The 22,259-nt window shown below is 64.5% G+C and carries 18 protein-coding genes; 5 read left to right on the top strand and 13 right to left on the bottom strand.

Going from position 1 to position 22,259, the window contains the following annotated elements:
- Positions 1-1,098: a lipopolysaccharide heptosyltransferase I gene (gene waaC, locus LDO27_RS16950; protein ID WP_224042924.1), complete on the bottom strand. Its 1,098-nt coding sequence runs from the start codon at positions 1,096-1,098 to the stop codon at positions 1-3.
- Positions 1,079-2,464 carry a phosphomannomutase/phosphoglucomutase gene (locus tag LDO27_RS16945; RefSeq protein WP_222207942.1) on the bottom strand — a complete coding sequence of 462 codons (1,386 nt, stop codon included), beginning with the start codon at positions 2,462-2,464 and terminating at the stop codon, positions 1,079-1,081. The genes waaC and LDO27_RS16945 overlap by 20 nt, the downstream gene beginning before the upstream one ends.
- Positions 2,465-2,740: 276 nt before the next feature.
- Here LDO27_RS16945 and LDO27_RS16940 point away from each other — a divergent pair, with 276 nt between their 5' ends.
- Genes LDO27_RS16940 through LDO27_RS16920 form a run of 5 tightly spaced genes read left to right on the top strand, consistent with a single transcriptional unit; the run spans position 2,741 to position 8,742 of the window.
- Positions 2,741-3,892 (top strand): glycosyltransferase, encoded by a 1,152-nt coding sequence (locus tag LDO27_RS16940; RefSeq protein ID WP_224042922.1) that lies wholly within the window; start codon positions 2,741-2,743, stop codon positions 3,890-3,892.
- 35 nt (positions 3,893-3,927) lie between these two features.
- A complete protein-coding gene (locus tag LDO27_RS16935; RefSeq protein WP_224042921.1) occupies positions 3,928-5,247 on the top strand; it encodes a sugar transferase in 1,320 nt (439 codons plus the stop codon).
- Positions 5,247-6,389 carry a glycosyltransferase gene (locus LDO27_RS16930; RefSeq protein WP_224042919.1) on the top strand — a complete coding sequence of 381 codons (1,143 nt, stop codon included), beginning with the start codon at positions 5,247-5,249 and terminating at the stop codon, positions 6,387-6,389. Before LDO27_RS16935 ends, LDO27_RS16930 begins: the two co-directional genes overlap by 1 nt.
- On the top strand, positions 6,389-7,639 hold the full coding sequence (locus tag LDO27_RS16925; RefSeq protein ID WP_224042918.1) for a lipopolysaccharide biosynthesis protein: 1,251 nt from the start codon (positions 6,389-6,391) through the stop codon (positions 7,637-7,639). The genes LDO27_RS16930 and LDO27_RS16925 overlap by 1 nt, the downstream gene beginning before the upstream one ends.
- Positions 7,636-8,742: a glycosyltransferase family 4 protein gene (locus LDO27_RS16920; protein WP_224042917.1), complete on the top strand. Its 1,107-nt coding sequence runs from the start codon at positions 7,636-7,638 to the stop codon at positions 8,740-8,742. The genes LDO27_RS16925 and LDO27_RS16920 overlap by 4 nt, the downstream gene beginning before the upstream one ends.
- A gap of 33 nt (positions 8,743-8,775) precedes the next feature.
- Here the strand turns inward: LDO27_RS16920 and LDO27_RS16915 are convergent, their stop codons facing one another.
- The 11 genes from LDO27_RS16915 to LDO27_RS16865 form a co-directional block, all read right to left on the bottom strand.
- Complete coding sequence (locus LDO27_RS16915) at positions 8,776-9,843, bottom strand: undecaprenyl/decaprenyl-phosphate alpha-N-acetylglucosaminyl 1-phosphate transferase (protein WP_224042916.1); 1,068 nt, start codon at positions 9,841-9,843, stop codon at positions 8,776-8,778.
- Between the two features lie 62 nt (positions 9,844-9,905).
- Entirely contained in the window at positions 9,906-12,971 is a 3,066-nt protein-coding gene (locus LDO27_RS16910) for a hypothetical protein (RefSeq protein WP_224042915.1), read from the bottom strand.
- Between the two features lie 27 nt (positions 12,972-12,998).
- Positions 12,999-13,997: a lysylphosphatidylglycerol synthase transmembrane domain-containing protein gene (locus LDO27_RS16905; protein WP_224042913.1), complete on the bottom strand. Its 999-nt coding sequence runs from the start codon at positions 13,995-13,997 to the stop codon at positions 12,999-13,001.
- Entirely contained in the window at positions 13,990-14,676 is a 687-nt protein-coding gene (locus LDO27_RS16900; protein ID WP_224042911.1) for a glycosyltransferase, read from the bottom strand. The genes LDO27_RS16905 and LDO27_RS16900 overlap by 8 nt, the downstream gene beginning before the upstream one ends.
- Positions 14,673-15,893: a protoporphyrinogen/coproporphyrinogen oxidase gene (locus LDO27_RS16895; RefSeq protein ID WP_224042909.1), complete on the bottom strand. Its 1,221-nt coding sequence runs from the start codon at positions 15,891-15,893 to the stop codon at positions 14,673-14,675. Before LDO27_RS16895 ends, LDO27_RS16900 begins: the two co-directional genes overlap by 4 nt.
- On the bottom strand, positions 15,890-16,897 hold the full coding sequence (locus tag LDO27_RS16890; RefSeq protein WP_224042907.1) for a GDP-L-fucose synthase family protein: 1,008 nt from the start codon (positions 16,895-16,897) through the stop codon (positions 15,890-15,892). The genes LDO27_RS16895 and LDO27_RS16890 overlap by 4 nt, the downstream gene beginning before the upstream one ends.
- A gap of 12 nt (positions 16,898-16,909) precedes the next feature.
- Positions 16,910-17,995 (bottom strand): GDP-mannose 4,6-dehydratase, encoded by a 1,086-nt coding sequence (gene gmd, locus LDO27_RS16885; RefSeq protein WP_224042905.1) that lies wholly within the window; start codon positions 17,993-17,995, stop codon positions 16,910-16,912.
- Between the two features lie 3 nt (positions 17,996-17,998).
- A complete protein-coding gene (locus LDO27_RS16880) occupies positions 17,999-19,402 on the bottom strand; it encodes a mannose-1-phosphate guanylyltransferase/mannose-6-phosphate isomerase (protein WP_224042896.1) in 1,404 nt (467 codons plus the stop codon).
- Positions 19,403-19,608: 206 nt separating this feature from the next.
- Positions 19,609-20,382 (bottom strand): glycosyltransferase, encoded by a 774-nt coding sequence (locus LDO27_RS16875; protein ID WP_224042895.1) that lies wholly within the window; start codon positions 20,380-20,382, stop codon positions 19,609-19,611.
- The gene (locus LDO27_RS16870; protein ID WP_224042893.1) at positions 20,375-21,334 is read right to left on the bottom strand and encodes a rhamnosyltransferase; all 960 of its coding nucleotides are present in this window, start codon (positions 21,332-21,334) and stop codon (positions 20,375-20,377) included. Before LDO27_RS16870 ends, LDO27_RS16875 begins: the two co-directional genes overlap by 8 nt.
- Complete coding sequence (locus tag LDO27_RS16865; protein WP_224042891.1) at positions 21,331-22,254, bottom strand: NAD-dependent epimerase/dehydratase family protein; 924 nt, start codon at positions 22,252-22,254, stop codon at positions 21,331-21,333. Before LDO27_RS16865 ends, LDO27_RS16870 begins: the two co-directional genes overlap by 4 nt.
- Positions 22,255-22,259 lie beyond the last annotated feature (5 nt).

The following is a 22,259-nucleotide window of genomic DNA, read 5'->3' as shown; positions in this document are numbered from 1 at the left end:
TCAGCGCTCCTGCCCGAGGCCGCGCACGCGGCACGCCGCCGCGTAGACCTCCTCGGCACCCGGCACCACGCCGTCGTCGCCCACGTTGGCAATGCGTTCGGACCAGTAGCCCTCGGTCTTCCAGCGCCACGTGGCGGTATAGATCTCGACGGTCGGGCGGCACAGCGCCGCCGCGATATGGACCAGCCCGGTATCGACGCCCACCACGACCTCGGCGCGGTTGATCAGGCCGAAGCCCTGCATCACCGAGAAGCGCGGCAGCACGCGCGCACCAGGTATGCCGGCGGCTATCTCTTCCGCCGCCGTGCGTTCCGCCGCGTTACCCCAGGGCAGCAGCACGCCAAGCCCCTCGTCACGCAGGCGCCTTCCCACCGCGTGCCAGCTTTCCAGCGGCCATTTCTTCTTCGCGCCCGCGGTGGCGTGGAAACACACCGCATAGCGCGCCGGCAAATCGGCCCACAACGGATCGTCGACATGCAGGCTGGCCGCGGCGGGGCCGAAGAAGCGCGGCGGCTCGGCTGGCTCCAGCCCGGTCAGCGCGGCGCCGAGCAGGCGCGAGCGCCGCACGGCATGGGTCTGCCGTGGCACCCGCACCGGATCGCTGTAGAACAGCCGCGCGGCCGGTTCATAGCCCGAGCCCTGCGTGGCGTTGCCCAGCCCGACGATGGGCGCGCCCGCGTGCCGGCTGGCCACGCGCGCCACCACAGCGGTCTTGAGCAGACCCTGGGTCTCGATCACGGCGTCGTAGCCGTCCCGGCGCAGGGCATCGCGGAAGGCGCCGATCTCGCGCCACACGGCGCCCTTGTAGAAGCCCTTGCGCCAGCGGCGCAGCGCGAACGGAATGACCCGCCGCACCTCGGGCAGAAGCCTGACCAGATCGACGTAGCCCTCCTCGACCACCCAGTCGATCTCGCAGCCCGGCCAGCGCGCGCGCAGGTCGTGGATCAGCGGCATGTTGTGCACCACGTCGCCCAGGGACGACACCTTGACGACGAGAATGCGCGGATTGGCGGGAAGGACAGCGGACAGGCGTTGCGGCGGCACCGCGGCCGCAACGCCGGAAGTTACCGGCATCCGCTCAGAACGGCAGCTGCGCATCCGGCTTCTCGGCCAGGATCACGCGCTTGAACTCCGCCTGGATGCGCGCGAGCGCGGCGTCGTTGTCCGCCTCGAAGCGCATCACCACCACGGGCGTCGTGTTCGACGGGCGGGCGAGGCCGAAGCCGTCCGCGTACTCGACGCGCACGCCGTCGATGGTGATCACCTCGCGCGCGCCCTCGAACTTCGCGTTGGCGCGGATCTTGTCGAGCAGCGTGAAGGGCTCGCCCTCGGCGCACTTGAGCTGCAGCTCGGGCGTGCAGTTCGAGTTCGGCAGCGCGTTGAGCACGGCGCTCGCGTCATCATGGCGCGACAGGATTTCCAGCAGCCGCGCGCCGGTGTACAGCCCGTCGTCGAAGCCGTACCAGCGGTCCTTGAAAAACACGTGGCCGCTCATCTCGCCCGCGATCGGCGCGCCGGTTTCCTTCAGCTTGGCCTTGACCAGCGAATGGCCGGTCTTCCACATCAGCGGCTCGCCGCCGTGCTCGCGGATCCAGGGCGCCAGCTTGCCGGTGCATTTGACGTCGTAGATGATCTTCTCGCCGGGATTGCGCGACAGGATCTCCTGCGCGAACAGCATCAGCTGCCGGTCCGGGAAGATGACCTGGCCGTCCTTGGTCACCACGCCCAGCCGGTCGCCGTCGCCATCGAAGGCCAGGCCGAGCTCGCAGTCCGTCTCGCGCAGGCAGCGCATCAGGTCCTGCAGGTTTTCCACATGGGCGGGATCGGGATGGTGGTTGGGGAAGTTGCCGTCGACGTCGCAGAACAGCTCGGTGACCTCGCAGCCCAGCCCGCGGAACAGGTCACCGACGAAGGCGCCGGCCACGCCGTTGCCGGCATCGAGCGCGATCTTCATCGGACGCGCCAGCTTGATGTCGCCGATGATCCGGTCCAGGTATTGCTGGCGCACGTCGACCTGCTGATACGCGCCCTGTCCGCTGGCGAACTTGCCCTCGGCGATGCGCTGGCGCAGCGCCTGGATCTGTTCGCCGTAGATGGCCTTGCCGGCCAGCACCATCTTGAAGCCGTTGTAGTCGGGCGGGTTGTGGCTGCCCGTGACCATGATGCCGGAGGTGGCCCGGCGGCCGGCCAGTTCGACATTGGTGCCGAAATACACCATCGGCGTGGCGACCATGCCCAGGTCGATGACGTCCATGCCCGCCTGGCGCAGGCCCTCCACCAGGCCGCCCAGCAGATCGGGGCCGGACAGGCGGCCGTCGCGGCCGACCACCACGGCGGTCTCGCCGGCTTCCGCCGCGGCCGAGCCGAAGGACAGGCCGATCGCGCGTGCCACGTCGCGGGTCAGCGTCTTGCCAACGATGCCGCGGATATCGTAGGCCTTGAAAATGGAAGGATCGATTTGCATGCAGCTTCCTGGAAAGTAAATGGGAGAGGAACGCGCGGCCGGATACGTTGTCCGGCGCCCCGCCGTCGTCGACCGCAGTCAAGTGGCAAGAGGGGCGCGCCAAAACCCGTATTTTGCCGCAATGCGAGGAGCACGCCAGTTATAATCGCCCTCCGGTGCCGGAATCTGAGCGCTGGCGCACCTTCGGGGCCGATTGGCCCATCGCACGATCCGACGGCCAGACCGCGCCTTCCCCGACAGCTTCGTCGCCGCCCGCACCGATTCCGCCCCTATCTCGTGCCCCTGCCTCCGCACACACTCCGCCCGCGCATCGCCTACGTGATCACCCAATCGGAGATCGGCGGGGCGCAGGCGCATGTGGCCGGCCTGCTGCAGGGCCTGCGGGGCCGGATCGAGCCGGTCGTGATGGCCGGCGGAGACGGTCCCCTGTTCGACACCGCGGCGGCGCTGGGCGCAGAGGCCGTGCGGCTGCCGCTGCTGGACAACGCGCTGTCGCCCTTTCGCGCCGCGGCCACCTTGTCCCAGCTCGTGCAGGCCCTGCGGCGCGTGCGTCCCGACCTGATCCATGCCCATAGCGGCAAGGCCGGCGCGCTGGCCCGCGTCGCCGCCGCCGTGCTCCGGATTCCGGTGGTCTATACCGTCCATGGCTTCGCTTTCAAGGCTGCCGCGCCGGCCCGGCAGCGCCTGGCCTCGCGGCTGATCGAATGGCCGCTGGCGCCGCTGACCACGCGGCTCGTCTGCGTATCCGAGGCCGAGCGCGAGATGGCGCGCGCGCTGCCGATTCCGGCGTCCAGGGTCTGCGTGGTGCGCAACGGCATCCCGGACGCCGCCGGGCGGGCCGATCCGGCGGCGCCGCTGCGCCGGATCGCCATGGTGGCGCGCTTTGCCGCGCCCAAGCGGCCAGACGCGGTGATCCGCGCCTTCGCCGCGACCGCGCTTGCCGACTGCGAACTGGTGATCGCCGGCGACGGGCCGCAGCGCGCCGCGATGCGCGCGCTGGCCGACGAACTCGCGCCCGGCCGCGTGGCCCTGCCCGGCAACGTGGCGGACATCGCCGGGCTGCTCGCCTCGGTGCAGGCCTTTGTGCTCGCCTCGGACCATGAAGGCTTTCCGCTGTCGGTGCTCGAGGCGATGCGGGCGGGCCTGCCGGTCGTCGCCACGGACCTGCCCGGCATCCGCGAGCAACTCGATGGCGGCCGCTGCGGAATACTGTGTCCGGCGGACGATACCGGCGCGCTCGCCGCCGCGTTGCAGCGACTGGCAGGCGACGCCCCGCTGCGTGGCGCGCTCGGCAACGCCGCGCGCCAGCGCTGGGAACGCTGCTATGGCCTGGAGCCGATGGCCGAGGCGACGTGGGCCGTCTACGAGCAGGCGCTCGCTACCGCCGGCCGGGCGACACGCCCACTGGCGCGCCCGACAAGACAGTGAACGACCAGGGATCAACCAGAACCACCAGGGAACGCATGGCCAAAGCCCAGAGCGCGCAGCGCTCACCGCTCTACGTCCGGGCCCGGGGCTCCGAGACCATACGCCGCGCCAGCCGCATGCTGACGTGGGCGCTGCTCGGCCTGCCGCTGTTCGGCGCCCATCTGGCCGTGGCGGAACTGGCGCACCACGCCGGCTACGTGACCTACGTGTTCTCGCAGACCCTGCTGTGGGCCCTTGCGCCCTACCTGATGGCCTTCGTGCTGCTGCACCGCACGCTGCACCTGCCCGCCATGGAAGGCAACAGCCTGGTCGGGCTGTCCGCGACGGTGCCCTTCTGCGCGCTGCTGTTCGGCTTCGCCGCATTCCACCTGGAGTACTCGCGCGGCGCGCTGCTGGTCGCCTACCTGACCACGCTCGCGTGGATCTGGTTCGGCTACCGCCGCTACGTGCGCAACTACGTGCCCGTGTTCGGCTACACCGATCCCGGCGCGCTGGCGCAGCTCGAAGCCATCGTCGCCATGCCGGGCGCCGCGCCGCCGGGCACGCGCATGCGCTTCGAGCCCATCCGCTCGCTCGACGAAGCCGTGCACTGCGACGGCCTGATGCTCGAGCGCAATGCCACCGCCGACCCCGAGCGCACGCGCGTGCTGGCGCGCTTCAAGCTGAGCCACGTGCGCGTCTACTCCGTCGAGCGCATCGGCGAGATGCTGACCGGCCGCGTCGGCCTCGCGCATATCGACGAGAACTTCCTGGACGACTACGCCGCGCACTACCTGTACGGTTACCTGAAGCGGCTGATCGACGTGGCCACCGTGCTGTGCGCCGCGCCCGTAGCGCTACCCACTGCGCTGCTCGTCGCGCTCGCCATCCGCCTCGATTCGCCGGGACCCGCACTGTTCCGGCAGGTGCGCGTGGGCCTGTTCGGCAAGCCGTTCACCATGCTCAAGTTCCGCAGCATGAGCACCGCGCCTGAGACCGCCGCGCGCTTCGCCGTGCCGCACGACCCGCGCGTAACCCGCGTCGGCCGCGTCATCCGCAAATACCGCCTCGACGAGATCCCGCAACTGTGGAACGTGCTGACCGGCGAGATGAGCCTGATCGGCCCGCGTCCCGAGCAGGCGCCGATGGTCGAGCGCTTCGCCGACACCATTCCCTACTACCCCTACCGGCATCTGGTGCGCCCCGGACTGAGCGGATGGGCGCAGGTGCAGCAGGGCTATGCCGGCTCGCACGAAGAGACCGTGACCAAGCTCAGCTACGACCTCTACTACGTCAAGCACTGCAGCTTCGCGCTGGACCTGCTGGTCACGGTGAAGACCGTGCGCACGCTGCTGACCGGGTATGGAGCGCGGTGATGGCGCCGGCTGAAGCGGCACCGATGCGCATCCTGCTGCTGACGACCGGCCTGCGGCTCGGTGGCGCCGAACAGCAGGTGGCCGCGCTCGCGCAGCGCTTCGTCGCGCTTGGCCATGCGGTTGCGATCGTGAGCCTCACGCCCGACTGCGAAGTCTCGCTGCCCGCCGCCGCACAAGTGCTGCGGCTGGACATGCGCAAGACCCCTTGGTCGATGGCCGCGGCGCTGTGGCGCGTGCGCGGATTCGTGCGCGAGTGGCGGCCCGACGTGATGCACGCGCATATGGTCCATGCCAATCTGTTCGCGCGTGTGCTGACGCGGTTTGGCGGGATGCCGCCGCTGGTTTGCACGGCGCATAGCTATGACGAGGGTGGCGCGGCCAGGATGCTGGCGTATCGGCTGACGGATCGCTGGTGCCGGCTGACCACCCATGTCGGCGAGCAGGGCCGCCAACGCATGATCGCGTTGCGCGCGGTCCACGCCGCGCGGATCGCCGTGGTGCCCAACGGTATCGACACGGCACGCTTCCGGCCCGACCCCACCACGCGCGATGCCGCCCGCGCCGCGCTCGGTGTCGGCGCGGACACGCCTCTGATCCTGAACGTCGGCCGCCTCGTGCCGGAGAAAGCCCAGGGGCTGCTGCTGCGCGCATTCGCCGGCCTGCCCACGGGCCACGGTGCCCGCCTGCTGATCGCCGGCGAGGGACCGCAGCGTACCGAGCTCGTGCAACGTATCGCGCAGCTGGGCCTGCAGCAGCAGGCCACGCTGCTGGGCGCGCGCAACGACATCGCCGCGCTGCTGAATGCCGCCGACCTGTTCGTGCTGTCGTCCGACATCGAAGGCATGCCGATCGCGCTGGGCGAGGCGCTGGCGTGTGGCTGCCCCGTGGTAGCGACGGATGCACCGGGCGTCGTCGAACTGATCGGCGACCGGACCGGCGTGGTCCCGCGCGCGGACGCCGACGCCCTCTCGGCCGCCATGGCGACGGCCCTGGCCGACGGGCGCGGCGACGCCGCCGCGCAGGCCGCGCGGCACCAGCGGATCGCCTCGCGCCTGAGCCTGGAGGCCGTCGCGCGGCAATGGCTCGACTGCTATGGCCGGCTCGCCGACACCGCCACCACGGCCCGCGTGGAGACCGCCTGATGCGCCGCAAGGTAGCCGGCAACCTGCTGTGGATGCTGAGCGAGCGCGGCCTGCAGGTGGCCGCCGGCATCGGCATCGTCGCGATGCTGGCGCGCGGACTTGGCCCCGAGGGATTCGCGCACTTCCAGTACGCGCAGGCCATCGTCACGATTGCCGCTTCGGTGGCGCTGATCTGCGGCGGCGAGGTCATCGTGCCGCGGCTGGTCGGCCTGTCATCCTCGCTCGAACAGCACCGCTTGCTGGCGCATGCATTCGTGCTGCGGTTGGCCGGCGCCATGCTCGGCTATGCGCTGATGTGTGGCTATCTGCTGGCCGCCGCGCCGGCGACGCAGACCTGGGAGGCGGCGCTGCTGCTCGGCCTCGCCATCCTGCTGCGCGAACCCGCGGGCGTGGTCAACGCATGGATGCAGGCGCATACCCACAATCGCCCGGGTACCGTGTTCAGCTTGATCGCGCTGAGCATCAAGCTCGGTCTGGCCGGCCTGGTCTTCGCGCTGGGCCTGAGCAGCGTACCGGCCTTTGCCGCCGCGATCGCGGTGGAGCCGGTGATCCTCGCCACGCTGCTGGCGATGTACTACTTCGCCCGCATCGAACACCGGCGCGTCGCCTTCGACCGCGCACTGGCCAGCGAACTGGTGCGCGGCGGCGCGCTGTTCTGGGCAAGCTTCATGATGATGATGGGCGCCCGCCGCGTCGACCAACTGATCCTGCAGCCCGCCGTATCGCTGACCGAGTTCAGCGCCTATGCGGCCACCATGCAGATCCTGGACAACTTCACCGTGGTGGCGGCCATCGTCGCCGCCGGCATCGCGCCGGCCTACGTGTACAGCCGCACGGAGCCGGCAGCGGCACGCACCAACGTGATCCGCATCGCCACGGGCATGACGGCGCTCGGCGTGGCGGGGGCCGCCACCATCGCGCTGGCCTCGCCATGGATCGTCCGCCTGCTGTACGGGGCTGAATTCGCCATGGCGATCGACCTGCTGCGCATTGCCGCGCTCGCATCGGCGCTGGTCTTCGCGGACGTGGGGCTGACCCTGCTGCCGGTCTATCTGCGCCGTCCCGACTGGATTGCGTGCAAATGGGCCGTGGTACTGGCCACGACGCTGGCCTTCGACCTGTGGGCGGTGCCCCGCCATGGCGCATGGGGCGCCATCGGCGGCTATGCGCTCGCAAACGGCGTCGCCGTGCTGTTCGGCATCGGACTGTGCTGGCGCGTGCGCCCCGCGCCGCGGGCGCTTGCGGCATGAACGCGCCGCGCACGCTGTGCTTCCTGACCGGCACGCTCCACGCCCTGGCCGGCGCCGAGCGGATGACCGCGGTCATCGCCAGCGCACTGGCCGAGCGCGGCTATCGCGTTCACGTGCTCAGCCTGTGGGACCGCCGCAGCAGCTTCGCCCTGCATCCGGCCGTGCGCCACGACGCCCTCTTTGACCATCGGCCTTCATTCAAGATCAAGTACGCGGCCACGGTTGCAGGCATACGCCGATATGTGAGAGACCACGGCATCGACACGCTGATCGAGGTCGATCCCATGCTGACGCTGTTCACCGTACCGGCCACGCTGGGTCTGGGGGTGCAGCGTATTGCGTGGGAGCACTGTCATTTTCATCAGGATCTGGGGCGGCGGGTTCGGCGGGTGGCGCGATGGGTGGCGGCCCGAACGGATGTGGCCGTTGTCGTGTTGACGGAAAGGGATCGCGTCAGCTGGCAAAGCGCGCTGGCGCCTGTCTGCCCCGTGGCCGCGATACCGAACGCGTTGCCGTTCAAGTATCCCGAACAAGCCGCCCCACGCAACACCGGCGTAGTGTTGGCCGTAGGACGGCTCACCGCTGCCAAGGGGTTCGACGTGCTGCTGCACGCATGGGCTCTCGTAGCACACCGCTTTCCGCACTGGCGCCTGCGGATCGTCGGCGAAGGCGAGGAACGGGCGAACCTGGAGCTATTGCGGCAACGGCTTGGCGTCTCCCAGACGACGACGCTTCCCGGCGAGACGCTCGCTATCGCCTCCGAGTACCGCAACGCCAGTCTGTTTTGCCTCAGTTCCCGATATGAGGGCTTCGGGCTGGTGCTGATCGAGGCGATGGCGTATGGGTTGCCAATCGTCTCGACAGCGTGCGAAGCGGGCCCTCTTACCCTTCTGCGGCAAGCCGAGAACGCTTATATGGTTCGGCCCGATGATCCGGTTTCGCTGGCCGAAGGGCTGACCAGGTTGATGGATGACGGGGCGGTGGCCGGCCGTCTCGCTGCACAAGGAAGGGAAGATTCCAAGGCATGGGCAACCGGAAACATCAGTCGGCAATGGATCGATTTGCTCAACAGTCTGCCGCCGCGACCGCCACGTTTGCCCTGACAACGCTGGCGTGAGGCTTTCCTTGCGCTCCTATCAGCGCCGCAGCAACTTCCGGCCCACCCGGATCACGCGCCAGGCGTTGCGCATGACCACCAGATGAACAGCCGCGATGGCAAGGAACAGCAGGAAGAGAGTCTGCTCGGACAGGCCGGCCCTCCACCCCCACACACCAATCAACCCCATCAGTCCGTTGCAAACGAGCATCAGCCAAACGATGGAGTCGGGGCCCAGTCCCAGACGTAGCAGTACATGATGCAAATGCATGCGGTCCGCCGCCAGCGGGTTTTTTCCCTTCATCGTGCGCCGGATGACGACCGCCAGGAGGTCGATCAGCACGAAACCCAGGATCCACAACATCACCACGGGCGGCACATGATTGCCGTTGTTGTACTGACGTTGCGATAACTCGACCGCGAACCACACGATGCAGAATCCCAGCATGAGGCTGCCGGCGTCGCCGAGGAATACCCGCATCCGCCCACGGAAGGGGTTCTTCATGTTGAATACCAGAAAGCCCACCAACGCGCCGCACAGAATGATGCACATGCGTTGCGCAGGAAGATTTCCCATCTCGCCAGCCAGATAGGCGAACCAGCCGAAAATCACCAGGGACAGTCCGCCGCAGAGTCCGTCCAGCCCATCGCTCATGTTCATGGCGTTGATGACGGAAACGGCTGCGAACAACGTCAGCGGAATGCCCCAGTTGGACAGTTCAATTTCCCGGCGCCCGACGAGATCACCAAGGGAAGCGAGATATATGCCGCCCCAGGACGTCATCAGAATGGCGGCGAACAGCTGCACAACGAGCTTCGTGATGGGGGACATGCCACGTAGATCGTCCATGACGCCAGTGATGGTCAAGAGCGTCAGGCCGGCGAGCAGGGCTACGTAATATCCCTGCGTACGCATAAACAACAGTGCCCCGACCCAGATCGCCACGGTGATGGCAATGCCGCCCACCAGCGGTACGTCGCCATCGTGGCGCTTGCGCGCATTTGGACGGTCGACCAGGCCTACCGTCGACGCGAGTGGCCGTAGCACAAAAATACCAAGCAGGCAGACCACAAACGCCAGCGCCGGCACCCAGAAGAAGTTGAACATGCAGCCCCTGTTTTGCTTGATTGCATCATTCGCGCAATCACGTTCGAGCGACCGGGATCGACTTAGTCGGTCTTGTCATCAATGCCCGGCCGTTGATTCAGCCGAATGTTGTCGACCCGGAACGACCGACAGGATTCGGGTGAACCGACATCGAAACGGATACGACGGATCTGCTTCGCGAGCAACCATGCCGGTGCAGAATCGACCGGAACCAGAATACGCCCGGACCGACCGTTGAAGCGAAGCACCGTACCCTCGCTTTCGTCTGTGCGGTCGGTCGCCCAGTAGAACTCGATCACCGGTGGCGGACCAGCAGCTTCGCAAGAGAAGTCGAAGCCGACGATACCGGCCTGACGGCCGGCAAGGCCCCAGCTAGAGATATCGAAGGTAATGTGCGGGTCCGCTCCTGTTACGCGATAGGCGCCGTCCGGCTCCCGGACGACATCGGTATATATCGCCGTGGCGTCTGCCGGCAAACGCTGTACGGTCCGCATTCTCGGCTCCAGCGTGGCCGCGGAACGACCCCACGATGCAGGAATCCACTGCAGGTTCGGAACGCGGAAAACAGCGTTCACGGGATTCGACGGCGCATCGGACAATTCGCTTATCTCCGCATGCCACTCGGGCGCGAGCCGTACCACGCGGTCGGGACGCATCAGCCATACCAAGTTACGGAACGTCACAACCTTGTAGCCCGTCTCCAGCATCAGGAATCGATACAGCAGGTTCGCCCGCAGACTGGCGGGTCCCCCGTCGTGAACGATATTGTCAGCGCTGATGAGAACGACCGGCGGACGCTCGTGCCGCAGCGAGGCTATCGCGCGCAACTGCTGGCGCTCGGTCACGAGGTTATAGACCGATCCCGTTTCGATCGGTGGACGCCGGTTGAAATAGAAATAGGTGGCATGCCGGCCCGTCATGTCCAGATAGGTCTCGTGCGGTTCCAGCACCCTGTCCAATGTCTGCCGGATGCGGATCAGCCGGTCCAGGTGTCCGCCGTCGGCAACGCCGTTGCCCAGTTCCGGCAAGCCCACGGAGCGCCCTTCCACGTAGCCGGGCAATCCCGCCGGACCGTTGAGTGGCTCGAAGGCACGCAAGTAGTGACGGTCCCAACCGCCGAAATACGGCACGATAAGGCCAGCGGCGGACACCCACAGCAGTACTGCCACGCCAGGCGCACGCGGCCGCATGACGGCAAAAATCAGGATCGGTAGCAACAGCGCCAATCCCCAAACGCTTGCGATGCCTAGCCGGGTGGCAGCGCTCGGGTCGATGCGTCCGGCGGCCCGGATCACGAAGACAACCATCAGAATGAAGATCGGGACCAGGAAGGCAAAGGCAGCAGCGCGCCCGTCGGTCGACTTCAACATGATCTGCCGCAACAGCAGAACCCCGGCGAGCATCGCGACAAGTAGCCAGCTGCACCGTGCCACTTCATACAACCATGGATTGGCATCGGACTTGCCGAACGTCGCACTCCAGTTGACCCCATGGGCAATGGAATTGACGCCGGATTGCTCGGTGCCATATCGGATCGCGCCCAACAGCATGTGCCCGAATGGCGTCAGCCATGCCAGCAACGCGGTAACGGCAAGGAGCGCAACCAGCATACGGATCAGCGCCGTCCGATCGTCGCGGAATGCGCGATACAGCATGGCAAGCGCCAATGGGGTCACCGACACGATCGCCAGCGCGCCCTGGCCTGGCGCATACAGCAGCAACGCCAGGGCGGCACACCATGCTGTAGCCAGCCAGCGTACCGCGGTCCAGCGCAGATACCCGGTGCACAGCACGCACAGGAAGGCCGTAACAACGATATCGATCTCGCTGATCCAGTTGATATACGGAGCAAGAAACAGCGCAAGGATTGCCGGACCCCTGCCGATCGTGGCTGCGACCGCGGGCATGGCAACTGCCAGCACCGCGACATAGAGGAAAGGGGCCGCGGCATCGTAGGTCGCCGCCGTGCCGTCGAAGAACAGCGTCGCGGTCAACCCCGGCAGATAGTTCATCAGACCGCGCGCGGGAGAGTAGTCCCAGAACGGAATGAGATGGTGTTGCGCCAGACTCCACCAGGGCGCCACCATCTCGCCGAAGTGATAATCGTCCGGGCTGATCGACGCCACACCCACCGGGAAAGTCTTGAGGAACAGCAGAACCCCGATCGCCGCCGGCAGCACCAGCAGTCCGGATGGCGCCATGGGAACCGCCGCGCGGCGCACGGTCCTGAAGCGGGCGAGCACCGCAGCCAGCGTCAACAGCACGCAAATGCCGATGAAGGCAAACCCAGCCGTGCTAAGCGGATATCCGAGCACAAGCTTGCCAGCGACACGCCAGGGCACCGGAATCAACATCATGAAATAGGCCGGATATACCACCTGCGATCCAAGGATCAGCGTATCCAGGCGACTCTCCAGCGCGGCAGCCGTTCGGCTGGTCAGCACCAGCGCAATCACGGCGATTGCGCCAACCACCATGGCGCGCACCGCGAGGAAGTACACTCGGTCCGCGCGCACCTCGGGGAAGGGAAAGACAAGTCCGCCGCGGCTGACCAGCAGGCCCACGGCTGCTACGCCAAATCCGATGACTGCCAACGCCAACACCGACTTCTGCAGAATGCGCGCAAACCTCGCTTCATCCTGTTGCCAGAAGGCGTGCCCGCGCATTTGCAATACGAAGGCGAACACGGCGGCCATCCCTGCCAGCGCTCCGGCCACCGCCAAGTTTCGAAGGTCGGTGTCCCGCGTCGTCAGCAGGCCGGCAAGCCAGAGCCCCGCCGGAGCGGCGGTCATCGCCAGAAAGTCCTGGAACCGTGCCTCCGCCAGAGATCCGATCTGGCGCGCCACCCGCGCGGACAGAGCACACAGCAGCACGAAACTCGCCAGGGTTCCGAAGACAAAGGCAAACAGCGCCGCGTAGTCGTGATACTTGTTGGACAGCGACCATGCGATATTGCCGACGATCAGTTCCGAATAAGCCTGCGGGCGGTCCATCCGCTGGTAGGCGCCATAGGCGCACCACGCGGCAATCACCAGCGACGCGAGCAGAAGCGAAGCCCGCCGGCACAGGAAAGCGCCGGCACTCTCGTCGGTGTACGGCCACGGGCCGCGGGACAACAGGCTTTTCATGGGAACATTGAGCCGGTCGAGGCGATCTCAGTCGCCCGATTGCGGCTTGGAGAGCAGATAAAACGGAAGGCCGGACAGCCGCGAAATCACACTAAGTATCTGGAAGGCAAGGCCGATGCTGGCGCCGACATTGACGTCGAGCAAGCGCGCGAACAGCAGGTCGAAAGCGGCCGTGCCTATGCCGAAACCGCCGGCGAAGCCGAACGTATTGCTGAAGATCGCGATGGGAAACACGGCGAAGCCCTTGAGCAAACCGATATCCTGACCAAAAGCGATGCAAATGCACAGCAACGCGGCACACCAGAAGACATGATTGAGCACCGACAGCGCCAGCACCCTGAACAGGTCAGACGGCTTTTCCCGCAACAGGTTGAAGCAGCCAATCATGCTGATGATCTTCTGCCCGCCGGGCAGCGCGACAAGCGCTGATCGAATGCGCGCATTGCCATACAGCCGCCGCGCGCCCATGATGCGGAAGAACCCGAGCGAGCCTACGCAAATCAAGCCGATGAAGAGCACCAACTCGTCGCCGTTGGGCAAGGTGCGCACAATGCCCCAACCGCCCAGGCATGCGAGCCCAGCCAGCAAAAAGAGCCCAAGCAGCCCAAGAACGCGATCGAAGACCACCGCGACAATACCCTTGGTGCGCATGCCCGGGCCAAGATATTTGACGATATAGCCCGCCTTCACCACATCGCCCCCCGAATTGCTGGGCATGACGATATCGAAGAACGAACCAATCATCGTCCAGCGCATTGCCAGACCGAAACCGACATCGATATGCTGATTGCGCAGCAACGTCCAGAATCGGTAAGAAACGATGACATACGGCGGCAGCATCAGCAGGAAGGCGAGCAACAGCCATTGCCAGTTTTCGGTCAGCCGCACGAAGACGCGCACGTCGATCCGGTTGAATGCGACCAAGCCCCAGATCACCGCAACGGCGATACCGATCTTCAACAACGGAGACCCAAGCAGCCGCATCGGCAGCGACCGCCTTTCCGGCAGCACTGCCTTCTCAGCCATTGCGTCGCGCCTCGAACCAGAGATACGCCAGCAACCGCTTGCCCGTCGGCCAGATCTTGAAATGCGTCGCGCCAAACTGCCGTGCCGTCTCCTGCGTGGGGAATTCGACTCGCGGAATACGTAGCTTGTACGAGCGCACCACCATCTCGATATCGATCGACAGACCGGTATCAAGGACTTTCATGCGGGCGAATGCCGGACGCGTCCACCCCTTGAATCCATGCAGCACATCCCAGACGCGGTTCCCCTCGCGCCGCCAAAGGAGGCTCGCCAGCATTGCCAGACCGCCCACGGCCCACTTGCGCGGACGGAACAAATGGCTGTCTTCCTCATTGGTCGAACCAGGAATCTGGCGGCTGGCCACGACAAGCTCGTAACCCTGCTCGAACAAGGGCCGAAACTTCAATACATGATCCACTGGCGTGGTGGCCTTGGGAAAGAACACCACCACGGCATCGGCCGTCGATACGTCGTTCGCGTGCACGTAGGCCGCGTTTAACCCGCGCTTCGGCTGTTTGTAGACCGGAATGCCCTGGGACTCGAGGTATTCCACGGTACCGTCGGTGCTACCGCCGTCGACGGCATAGACCTCGTCGAAATGGTCGCGGGGCAATTGCGGTACGTCGATCTTGCAGCCTTCCAGTTCATTCCAGACGATCAGACACAACGACACCCTCATGCCCACGCTCCCGTGGCCGCATGCCGGGATACCGCCGCCAAGGCTTCCGCCACGGCCACGTCCGAGTTCATATGTTCCCAGCGTCCCCAGCGGCCGGCCCCGACGATGCCCTGGGTTCGCGCCCATGCCGTGATGGCTTCGACGGCCTGCGGCTTCTCCAGCGTGTTGACCGGATAGGCGAACTCGTTGCGATGACGGAATCCTGCCGCTTGTGCGGGAGAGCGCGCGGCATTGGTTTCGGTCCAGTAGCCCTTTCCGCCCGCCGTGAAATTGGAGCGAAGCAGCAACCTGTGATGCGGCATCGCCTCGTCTGGCTCGTAGATCCAGTGCGATGGATTGTCGAGCGTCTCGGGCACGTAGTCCACATCGATAGCAACGTTATGAAGCTGCTCGATATGCTTTTGAATCTCGATCGGGACCGCGGTGAATTTTGGCCACAGCGTCCACGGAATGGTATTGACGATGGTATCGGCACTCCATTGACCGTTGACCGACCGGGTGGCGAGATCGATGGTCTCCACCTGACACGACGACACGAGGCTTTGGCCGAGCGCTTCACCCATCCGGCGCCACACTTCTCCGTAGCCGTAGGCTTTCGGATATAGGAAGGTGCCGTGCGCGGGCAGCGCGCCGAACGGTCGCCCTTCCAGGCAGCTGCGCAACGTCTCGCGGAACGACACGTCGGGCAGCTTGTAGAGCCAATAGGTGCCGAGGCGGTTCGGGTCCATTGACCAGATCTTGCGGTTGTACGGCAGCATGTATTCTTCGGCGATACGGCTACCGAATTTCCAGACGACCCAGTCCGCAAACGCGGTCGGCATGGGCTCGCCGCGTACGCATCCGGCCTGCGCGATCGACTCGAGATAGTCAACCTGGTCTTCCTTCGAGAACTGCCAAAGGTTCGCCTCGAGCGGATGGTCGATTTCCTGACCGCGCAAGCGGATGCGCGACACCCGCTGGAACAGGTTCCACTCTTCCTCTGGCATGAAGCGGAACAAAAACTCGAGCACTTCCTTGCGGCGCACGTCGAGGAAGTGGCCGCCACCGATATCCAGCGGCGCACCATCGACATCCTGGGAACGGCACAGGCCGCCGGCAATGGCTTCCTTCTCGATGACCAGGATCTGGTCGCGTGGCACGCCGTTATCGATCAGCGAGTGCGCGTAGGTAAGTCCGCTCGGCCCTGCGCCGAGCACAATGTACTGGTAGTGTTTCAACGTTGGTCCTGATGCGGTTGGCTGCGCCCATCGGCGGCCAGATAGTCCTGATAGTCCCGATACGCGGCTTCGATGCCTTCCCGTAGCTCCATCTGATGCCGCCAGCCCAGTTCATGCAGCCGATCAACCGACAACAGCTTGCGCATGGTGCCATCCGGCTTGGTTCGATCCAGTTCGATGGTGCCGCGGTATCCAACGATGGACGCGACCATCTCGGCCAGCTCGAGGATGCTCAGATCGCTTCCGGTTCCCACATTGATAATCGGTGGCATGCCATCGTTGCGATCGGCGGCGAGAAGCGGCACGAACCGGGTGTCGTCCAGTCGCATCAGGAAAACACAGGCATCCGCCATGTCATCGCTGTAGAGGAACTCGCGGCGCGGCGTGCCGGAACCCCAGACCATCACCGACGGCGCACCGGACGACCTCGCTTCATGAAACTTCCGGATCAGCGCTGGAAGGACATGCGAGTTGGCAAGGTCGTAGTTGTCGCCCGGCCCGAACAGATTTGTGGGCATGACGGCCAGATACTGAGTGCCGTACTGGCGGTTGTACGCCCAGCACGTTTCCACACCCGCGATCTTGGCCAGCGCATAGGGGCGGTTCGTCGGTTCCAGCGCCCCGGTAAGGAAATAGTCCTCGCGAATCGGCTGGGGACATTCCTTGGGGTAGATGCATGACGAACCGAGGAATAGCAGGCGCCGCACGCCGTTGCGCCACGCCTGGTGGATCACGTTATTCTGGATCGCGAGGTTCTGATCGATGAAGTCTGCGGGATAAACGTTATTGGCCTGGATTCCGCCGACTTTGGCGGCGGCCAGGAAAACATACTCCGGCTTCTCCCTCTCGAAAAAAGCCGCGACGGCACGCTGATCCGTCAGATCGAGTTCCGCATGAGTCCGCGTAACCAGGTTACGGAAGCCCTGCCGCTTCAGTCCGCGCATCAGTGCCGAGCCCACCAGACCGCGATGTCCCGCAACGTAGATTTTGCTATCGGTATGCATGGCGAGGCAGTGTCATTCGTGGCGGTCGAACGTGCGGAAACCATGGTTCTTGACAAGCTCGTCGCGCTGGGCTGCGCTCAAGTCCTCACGAACCATCTCGGCGACCAGTTCCTTGAAGCTGGTCCGCGGCGTCCAGCCAAGCTTCTCCCGAGCCTTGCTCGGATCGCCAAGCAACGTTTCCACCTCGGTGGGCCGGAAGTAGCGCGGGTCGACAGCGACGATGCACTTGTTGTCGGTGTCGTAACCTTTCTCGTCCACGCCTTCGCCCTCCCAGCGGATCTGCATGCCCAGTTCCTCCGCCGCGGCGTCGACGAAATCCCGCACGCTGTACTGCACGCCAGTGGCAATGACGAAATCCTCGGGCTTGTCCTGCTGCAGCATCAGCCACTGCATTTCGACGTAGTCACGGGCATGTCCCCAGTCACGGCGTGAATCGAGGTTGCCGAGGTACAGGCAGTCCTGCAGCCCGAGATTGATGCGGGCGAGCGCCCGGGTAATCTTGCGCGTGACGAACGTCTCGCCACGGATCGGCGATTCGTGATTGAAAAGGATGCCGTTACAGGCGTACATGCCATAGGCTTCGCGGTAATTCACCGTGATCCAGTACGCGTAGAGTTTAGCCACCGCATAGGGCGAACGTGGATAGAACGGCGTGGTTTCTTTCTGCGGAATCTCCTGAACCAGTCCGTACAATTCCGACGTGGAAGCCTGATAAAAACGCGTCTTCTTTTCGAGCCCAAGAATGCGGATCGCTTCCAGCACCCGCAGTGCACCAAGTGCGTCGGAATTGGCGGTGTACTCGGGCTCTTCGAACGAGACGGCGACATGGCTCTGTGCCGCGAGGTTGTAGATTTCGTCGGGCTGGACCTGCTGGATGATGCGGATCAGGCTCGACGAATCCGTCATGTCGCCATAATGAAGGATGAAATTGCGCCCGCTCATATGCGGGTCTTGATAGAGATGGTCGATGCGATCGGTATTGAACGACGACGCGCGCCGCTTGATGCCGTGGACCTCATAGCCCTTGCCGAGCAGAAATTCGGCGAGATAGGCGCCATCCTGGCCCGTGACACCGGTAATGAGTGCAACTTTAGTCATCGCTCAGTTCGTCCTTCCGTAGGTATCTTCGAAGCGGATAATATCATCCTCGCCAACATAATCGCCGCACTGCACTTCTATTATTTGCAGCGCTACCGACTGGTGGTTTTCCAGCCGATGTCGCGTGTTTTTCGGGATATAGGTCGACTCATTTTCCCGCAATGAGCTCGTCGTTTCCCCATTCGTAATTTCTGCAATTCCGGCAATTACGACCCAATGTTCCGAACGATGCCGGTGCATCTGCATGGAAAGCTTAGCGCCAGGGTTTACAACGATGCGTTTGATCTTGAAGTTCGGCCCTTCCTCCAGCACGGTATAAGTTCCCCACGGGCGGTGTACCGTCAGGTGACATTCGGTCACGGCAGGAAAACTGCGACTCAGATCCGCAACCAGATGCTTGACGTCTTCCGTCCGGGACCGATCGCAGACCAGCGTGGCATCGTCGGTCTGGATCACGGCGACATCGCGCAGCCCCACCGCCGCAAGCACGCCGCGCGAACTCCATACGATGCTGTCGCGCGTATCCATCAGCATTACGTCGCCGCGAGCGGTATTCCCTGCGGCATCCTTTTCGTGCGTCTGGTAGATCGAGTCCCAGCTACCCAGGTCGCTCCAGCCAAAGTTGGCCGGCACTACTGCGACGTTCTCGGCCTTTTCCGCGAGCCCATAGTCGATTGACACTTTCGGCAGGCGATCGTAGACGTCGGCGACATTGGTGTCGTCGAGGCTGGCAATCAACGAGTGCAGCTCGGGTTGGTGTCGCTCGAGAAGCGCCATGAATTCGCGCGCCCGGAATACAAAGATACCGCCATTCCACAGGTACCCGTCGGCGACGAAACGTTCTGCGGTGGAACGGTCGGGCTTCTCCACGAACTCCCGCACCTTGCGGATGTCACGGTCGCCCTCTACCTGCAGCACCTCGCCGCAACGGATATAGCCGTAGCCGGTTGCCGGCTCGGTTGGGGTGATCCCAAGCAGCGTCAGGAAGCCTTGGCGGGCGCTTGCCTCGGCCGCTCTCCAGCACGAAAGAAAGCTGTCGTCGTCCTGAATGGCATGATCGGACGGAAACACGCCGATCAGCCCTTCGGGATCACGGGCGTGCACCTGTGCGACAGCTCGGGCAATGGCCGGCAACGTATTGCATGCCGCCGGCTCACACAAGACCGAGGCCGGCAGATCCGGCGACACTTCCCCCAACTGCCCCTTGACTTCGAACTTCTGATCTTCGTGCGTGACCGTCAGTATGTTGCGGGCGGAAACATGCTGCAGCAGCCGCCGTGCCGTCTGCTGAAGCAAGCTTTTCTCGCCGTTCAGGCACAGGAGATGTTTCGGGCGTTGTGCGCGCGACAACGGCCACAGACGCGTGCCTGAGCCGCCGCAGAGGATGATGGCGTAGTGATCAGACACGGTGGTTCCCAAAGCATGAGGGAGCGACATCGGGAGCAGCATGGCGCCGCAACTGGCAGCCGCCGGGGCGCCCGGCCATCAGATCGTTTCTTTGTCTCATCGTTATCGCGGCGCCAGTAGCGCTCTCCTTCCCAAAAATTTGCAACGAGGGCAGCGCCTGCTGCCTCTACGCGCGGGTGCCATTTAAGTCCGTCGAAAATGTGGGCTCAATGTGGCATGCTGAGCCGATATTTCCAGTAAGGTTTCGACGTGAACAGCCGCAGAAGACTGCTGAGATGCCATCCGAGATAGCGCAGGCTTCGATGGCTGTCTCTTTGCGCGTCGTGGATTACCGTACTGGATTGCACCCATGACACCGCACGCCCGGAGAGATGCATGCGTATGCATACGTCGACGTCTTCGCAATACAGCCTGTAGTCTTCCGTGAATCCGCCCACCGCAACGAAGGAGTCGCGATCGAACATCAGGCACATCCCGGCCACCCAGTCGACGGACTGTTCGGAAACAGATGCATTGTAGTCGGCGCGGCGCCGCCCGGAGAGCGTCCGCCAAGCCAGGCGCAGCACGCCAGGCACCTTGCGCGCGCTGTCCTCCAGGCAGCCGTCCGACGCAATCACCTTGGGCCCCGCCACTCCGGGCTTCCGTTCAAGGCATTGCAGCAAGGCGAGCAGGCTGTGATCGTGAAGGCGGATATCGGGATTCAGAATGCAAAAAAACGGCGCCCGTGATTCCGCGAAGGCCTTGTTGTGGTTGGCGCCGAAACCGAGAGGCGAAGCGTTGCGCAACACGCGGACGTGCTCCGCCCACGTGGCTGGCAAATGGGTGGGACGTGCAAGCACGTTGTCCGTGAGCAGAATCTCCAGCGGAGTCTCGCTAGACAGCGTGATCAGCTGCTCCAGCAAAGGCATCACCAGATCGCCCTGGCCGTGGCTGACGATGGAGACGGAAAGTTGGGGCTGGGCCGCGCCGATCTCATGCATGAATCGGGCCTCCCCTGTTCCGGAGCCCGTCCGCGATGCCTCGCAGCATGTATCGCAGGCGTGCCGAGCGGCTCGACCCGATCACTCCGAAGAAAACAAAGAACTGCGCCAGCCGCAACACATGCGCGACTCTCCAGGCAAATGGCATCGGCGTCCTGCGAAGCATCAGGATGGTATTTCGGAATACATAGTAATTACGCGCCGGCGCATGCACGGATACTTCGCGCCAGCGGCCCATCCATACGCGGACTACACTGTCTCCCAGCGTATGCCGCAACAATGCATCGCAGACACCGAAGAGTGCATAGCCTTTGCTGCGCGCCCGCAGGCACCATTCCGTATCGACATGATCGATGAACATATCTTCACTCATGCCGCCTACCGCCTCGAACACATCCGCGGATATCAACATGCCGGAGGCAATCAGAAAATCCGCCTGGACAGCCGGCTGTCCACATGTGCACTGGCGCCGCCCTATCCGAATGCCGTCGAAGCATACGAAGGCGCCGCGCACCCCGGTGCGCGAGTCGACAGTGACGGGGCCAACCGCCGCAACGCGCCGGCCCGCCTGAACAAGGCTATGGCGGGCCGCAAGCAGACGCTCGGCCATGTTCTCGTCCGGAAGACTGTCTTGGTCCAACAACATCACGAAGCGAAACCCCGTCGCCAATGCATCGCGAATGCCGGCATTCTGCGCTGCGCCGATTCCGACGTTCGACCCCATGGGCAAGACGCGCTCATACGGGCCTACAGCGATAGCGTCCAACGCGGCCAGCGTTGTCGCGTCACTGCCATTGTCGACAATGACGACGCCGTTGCCGGACTCGCGCAGGCGCGCCACGCAAGCGGCAACATGCGCGACCTGCGGGCGATAGCTCACGATGACCGCGCATACCGACGGCATCGCAGAAGGGAAAGTCACGCCCATCATGCCTGGCGGATCAGCGGTCATCCGCGCAACCACTCCAGGGTCTTGCGAATGCCCTCGCGAAACGGCACGCGTGGCGCAAACCCAAGTTCCTGCTGCGCCCGGGCGATCGACAAGACGTTGATCGGCACGTCGAACACGCGTGCCGGCTGGTACACCACCGTTGCCTTCTCCCCCGAAACCCGTTCGATTTCGGCGATGACTTCGTTCAACGAGTGCCCCACGCCGGAGCCGATGTTGTAAATCCCGCGTCCACCCTCGTAGCGGGCGGCGGCCACGATACCGTCGACCGCATCGGAGATATAGATGTAGTCGCGCACGACCGAGCCGTCCCCCCAGATCTCGATCGGCACCTTGCGCAGAATGCGGTCCAGGAAGACCGAGACCGCGCCCTGCGCCCGATCTAGGGGTTGTCCGGCACCGAAGGGATTGGACAAACGCACCACCGCATACTCAAGCCCATGCTGGGTATGAAAGAGCTGCAGATACTTCTCGATCGCCATCTTGCCCACGCCATACGAGCAGTTAGGCTCGAGCGGGTGATCTTCGGTTATTGGAAGGAACTGCGGCGGACCGTAGATCGTCCCGCCTGACGACAGGAAGACCACCTTGCGGACCCGGCATTCCACTGCCACGCGCAACAGTTTCAGTGTGCCGCCGACGTTAGAGGTGATGTCATAGACGGGATCCTCGTTCGAGGAGCGCGGCAGTGTCGTCGAAACGAGGTGAAACACGGTGTCAGCGCCTTCCATCACGGAGCGCACCAATGCCTCGTCCTGGAAGTCGCCGCAGAACCATCGCACGGCGTCGCCCTGCTGATCGGCATCGGCGCAATCCGCCGGAGTAATGCCGAGCGCATGCACCCGGCATCCGGCCTCCGCTAGCTGCCGCACCAGAGGCTTGCCGATGAAGCCACTACCACCGATGACTGCAACCTGGGTCATGGTTC

Source organism: Cupriavidus respiraculi, assembly GCF_914271545.1.
Classification (GTDB): domain Bacteria; phylum Pseudomonadota; class Gammaproteobacteria; order Burkholderiales; family Burkholderiaceae; genus Cupriavidus; species Cupriavidus respiraculi.
This window is presented reverse-complemented; position numbering and strand designations above follow the sequence as displayed.

Excerpts from the sequence above, each read along its gene's own strand:
- LDO27_RS16920 (WP_224042917.1), top strand. The coding sequence starts at position 7,636 with ATGAACGCGCCGCGCACGCTGTGCTTCCTGACCGGCACGCTCCACGCC.
- LDO27_RS16910 (WP_224042915.1), bottom strand. The coding sequence starts at position 12,971 with ATGAAAAGCCTGTTGTCCCGCGGCCCGTGGCCGTACACCGACGAGAGT.
- LDO27_RS16915 (WP_224042916.1), bottom strand. The coding sequence starts at position 9,843 with ATGTTCAACTTCTTCTGGGTGCCGGCGCTGGCGTTTGTGGTCTGCCTG.
- LDO27_RS16930 (WP_224042919.1), top strand. The coding sequence starts at position 5,247 with ATGGCGCCGGCTGAAGCGGCACCGATGCGCATCCTGCTGCTGACGACC.
- gmd (WP_224042905.1), bottom strand. The coding sequence starts at position 17,995 with ATGACTAAAGTTGCACTCATTACCGGTGTCACGGGCCAGGATGGCGCC.
- LDO27_RS16905 (WP_224042913.1), bottom strand. The coding sequence starts at position 13,997 with ATGGCTGAGAAGGCAGTGCTGCCGGAAAGGCGGTCGCTGCCGATGCGG.
- LDO27_RS16925 (WP_224042918.1), top strand. The coding sequence starts at position 6,389 with ATGCGCCGCAAGGTAGCCGGCAACCTGCTGTGGATGCTGAGCGAGCGC.
- LDO27_RS16865 (WP_224042891.1), bottom strand. The coding sequence starts at position 22,254 with ATGACCCAGGTTGCAGTCATCGGTGGTAGTGGCTTCATCGGCAAGCCT.
- LDO27_RS16945 (WP_222207942.1), bottom strand. The coding sequence starts at position 2,464 with ATGCAAATCGATCCTTCCATTTTCAAGGCCTACGATATCCGCGGCATC.
- LDO27_RS16890 (WP_224042907.1), bottom strand. The coding sequence starts at position 16,897 with ATGCATACCGATAGCAAAATCTACGTTGCGGGACATCGCGGTCTGGTG.
- waaC (WP_224042924.1), bottom strand. The coding sequence starts at position 1,098 with ATGCGCAGCTGCCGTTCTGAGCGGATGCCGGTAACTTCCGGCGTTGCG.
- LDO27_RS16870 (WP_224042893.1), bottom strand. The coding sequence starts at position 21,334 with ATGACCGCTGATCCGCCAGGCATGATGGGCGTGACTTTCCCTTCTGCG.
- LDO27_RS16875 (WP_224042895.1), bottom strand. The coding sequence starts at position 20,382 with ATGCATGAGATCGGCGCGGCCCAGCCCCAACTTTCCGTCTCCATCGTC.
- LDO27_RS16935 (WP_224042921.1), top strand. The coding sequence starts at position 3,928 with ATGGCCAAAGCCCAGAGCGCGCAGCGCTCACCGCTCTACGTCCGGGCC.
- LDO27_RS16900 (WP_224042911.1), bottom strand. The coding sequence starts at position 14,676 with ATGAGGGTGTCGTTGTGTCTGATCGTCTGGAATGAACTGGAAGGCTGC.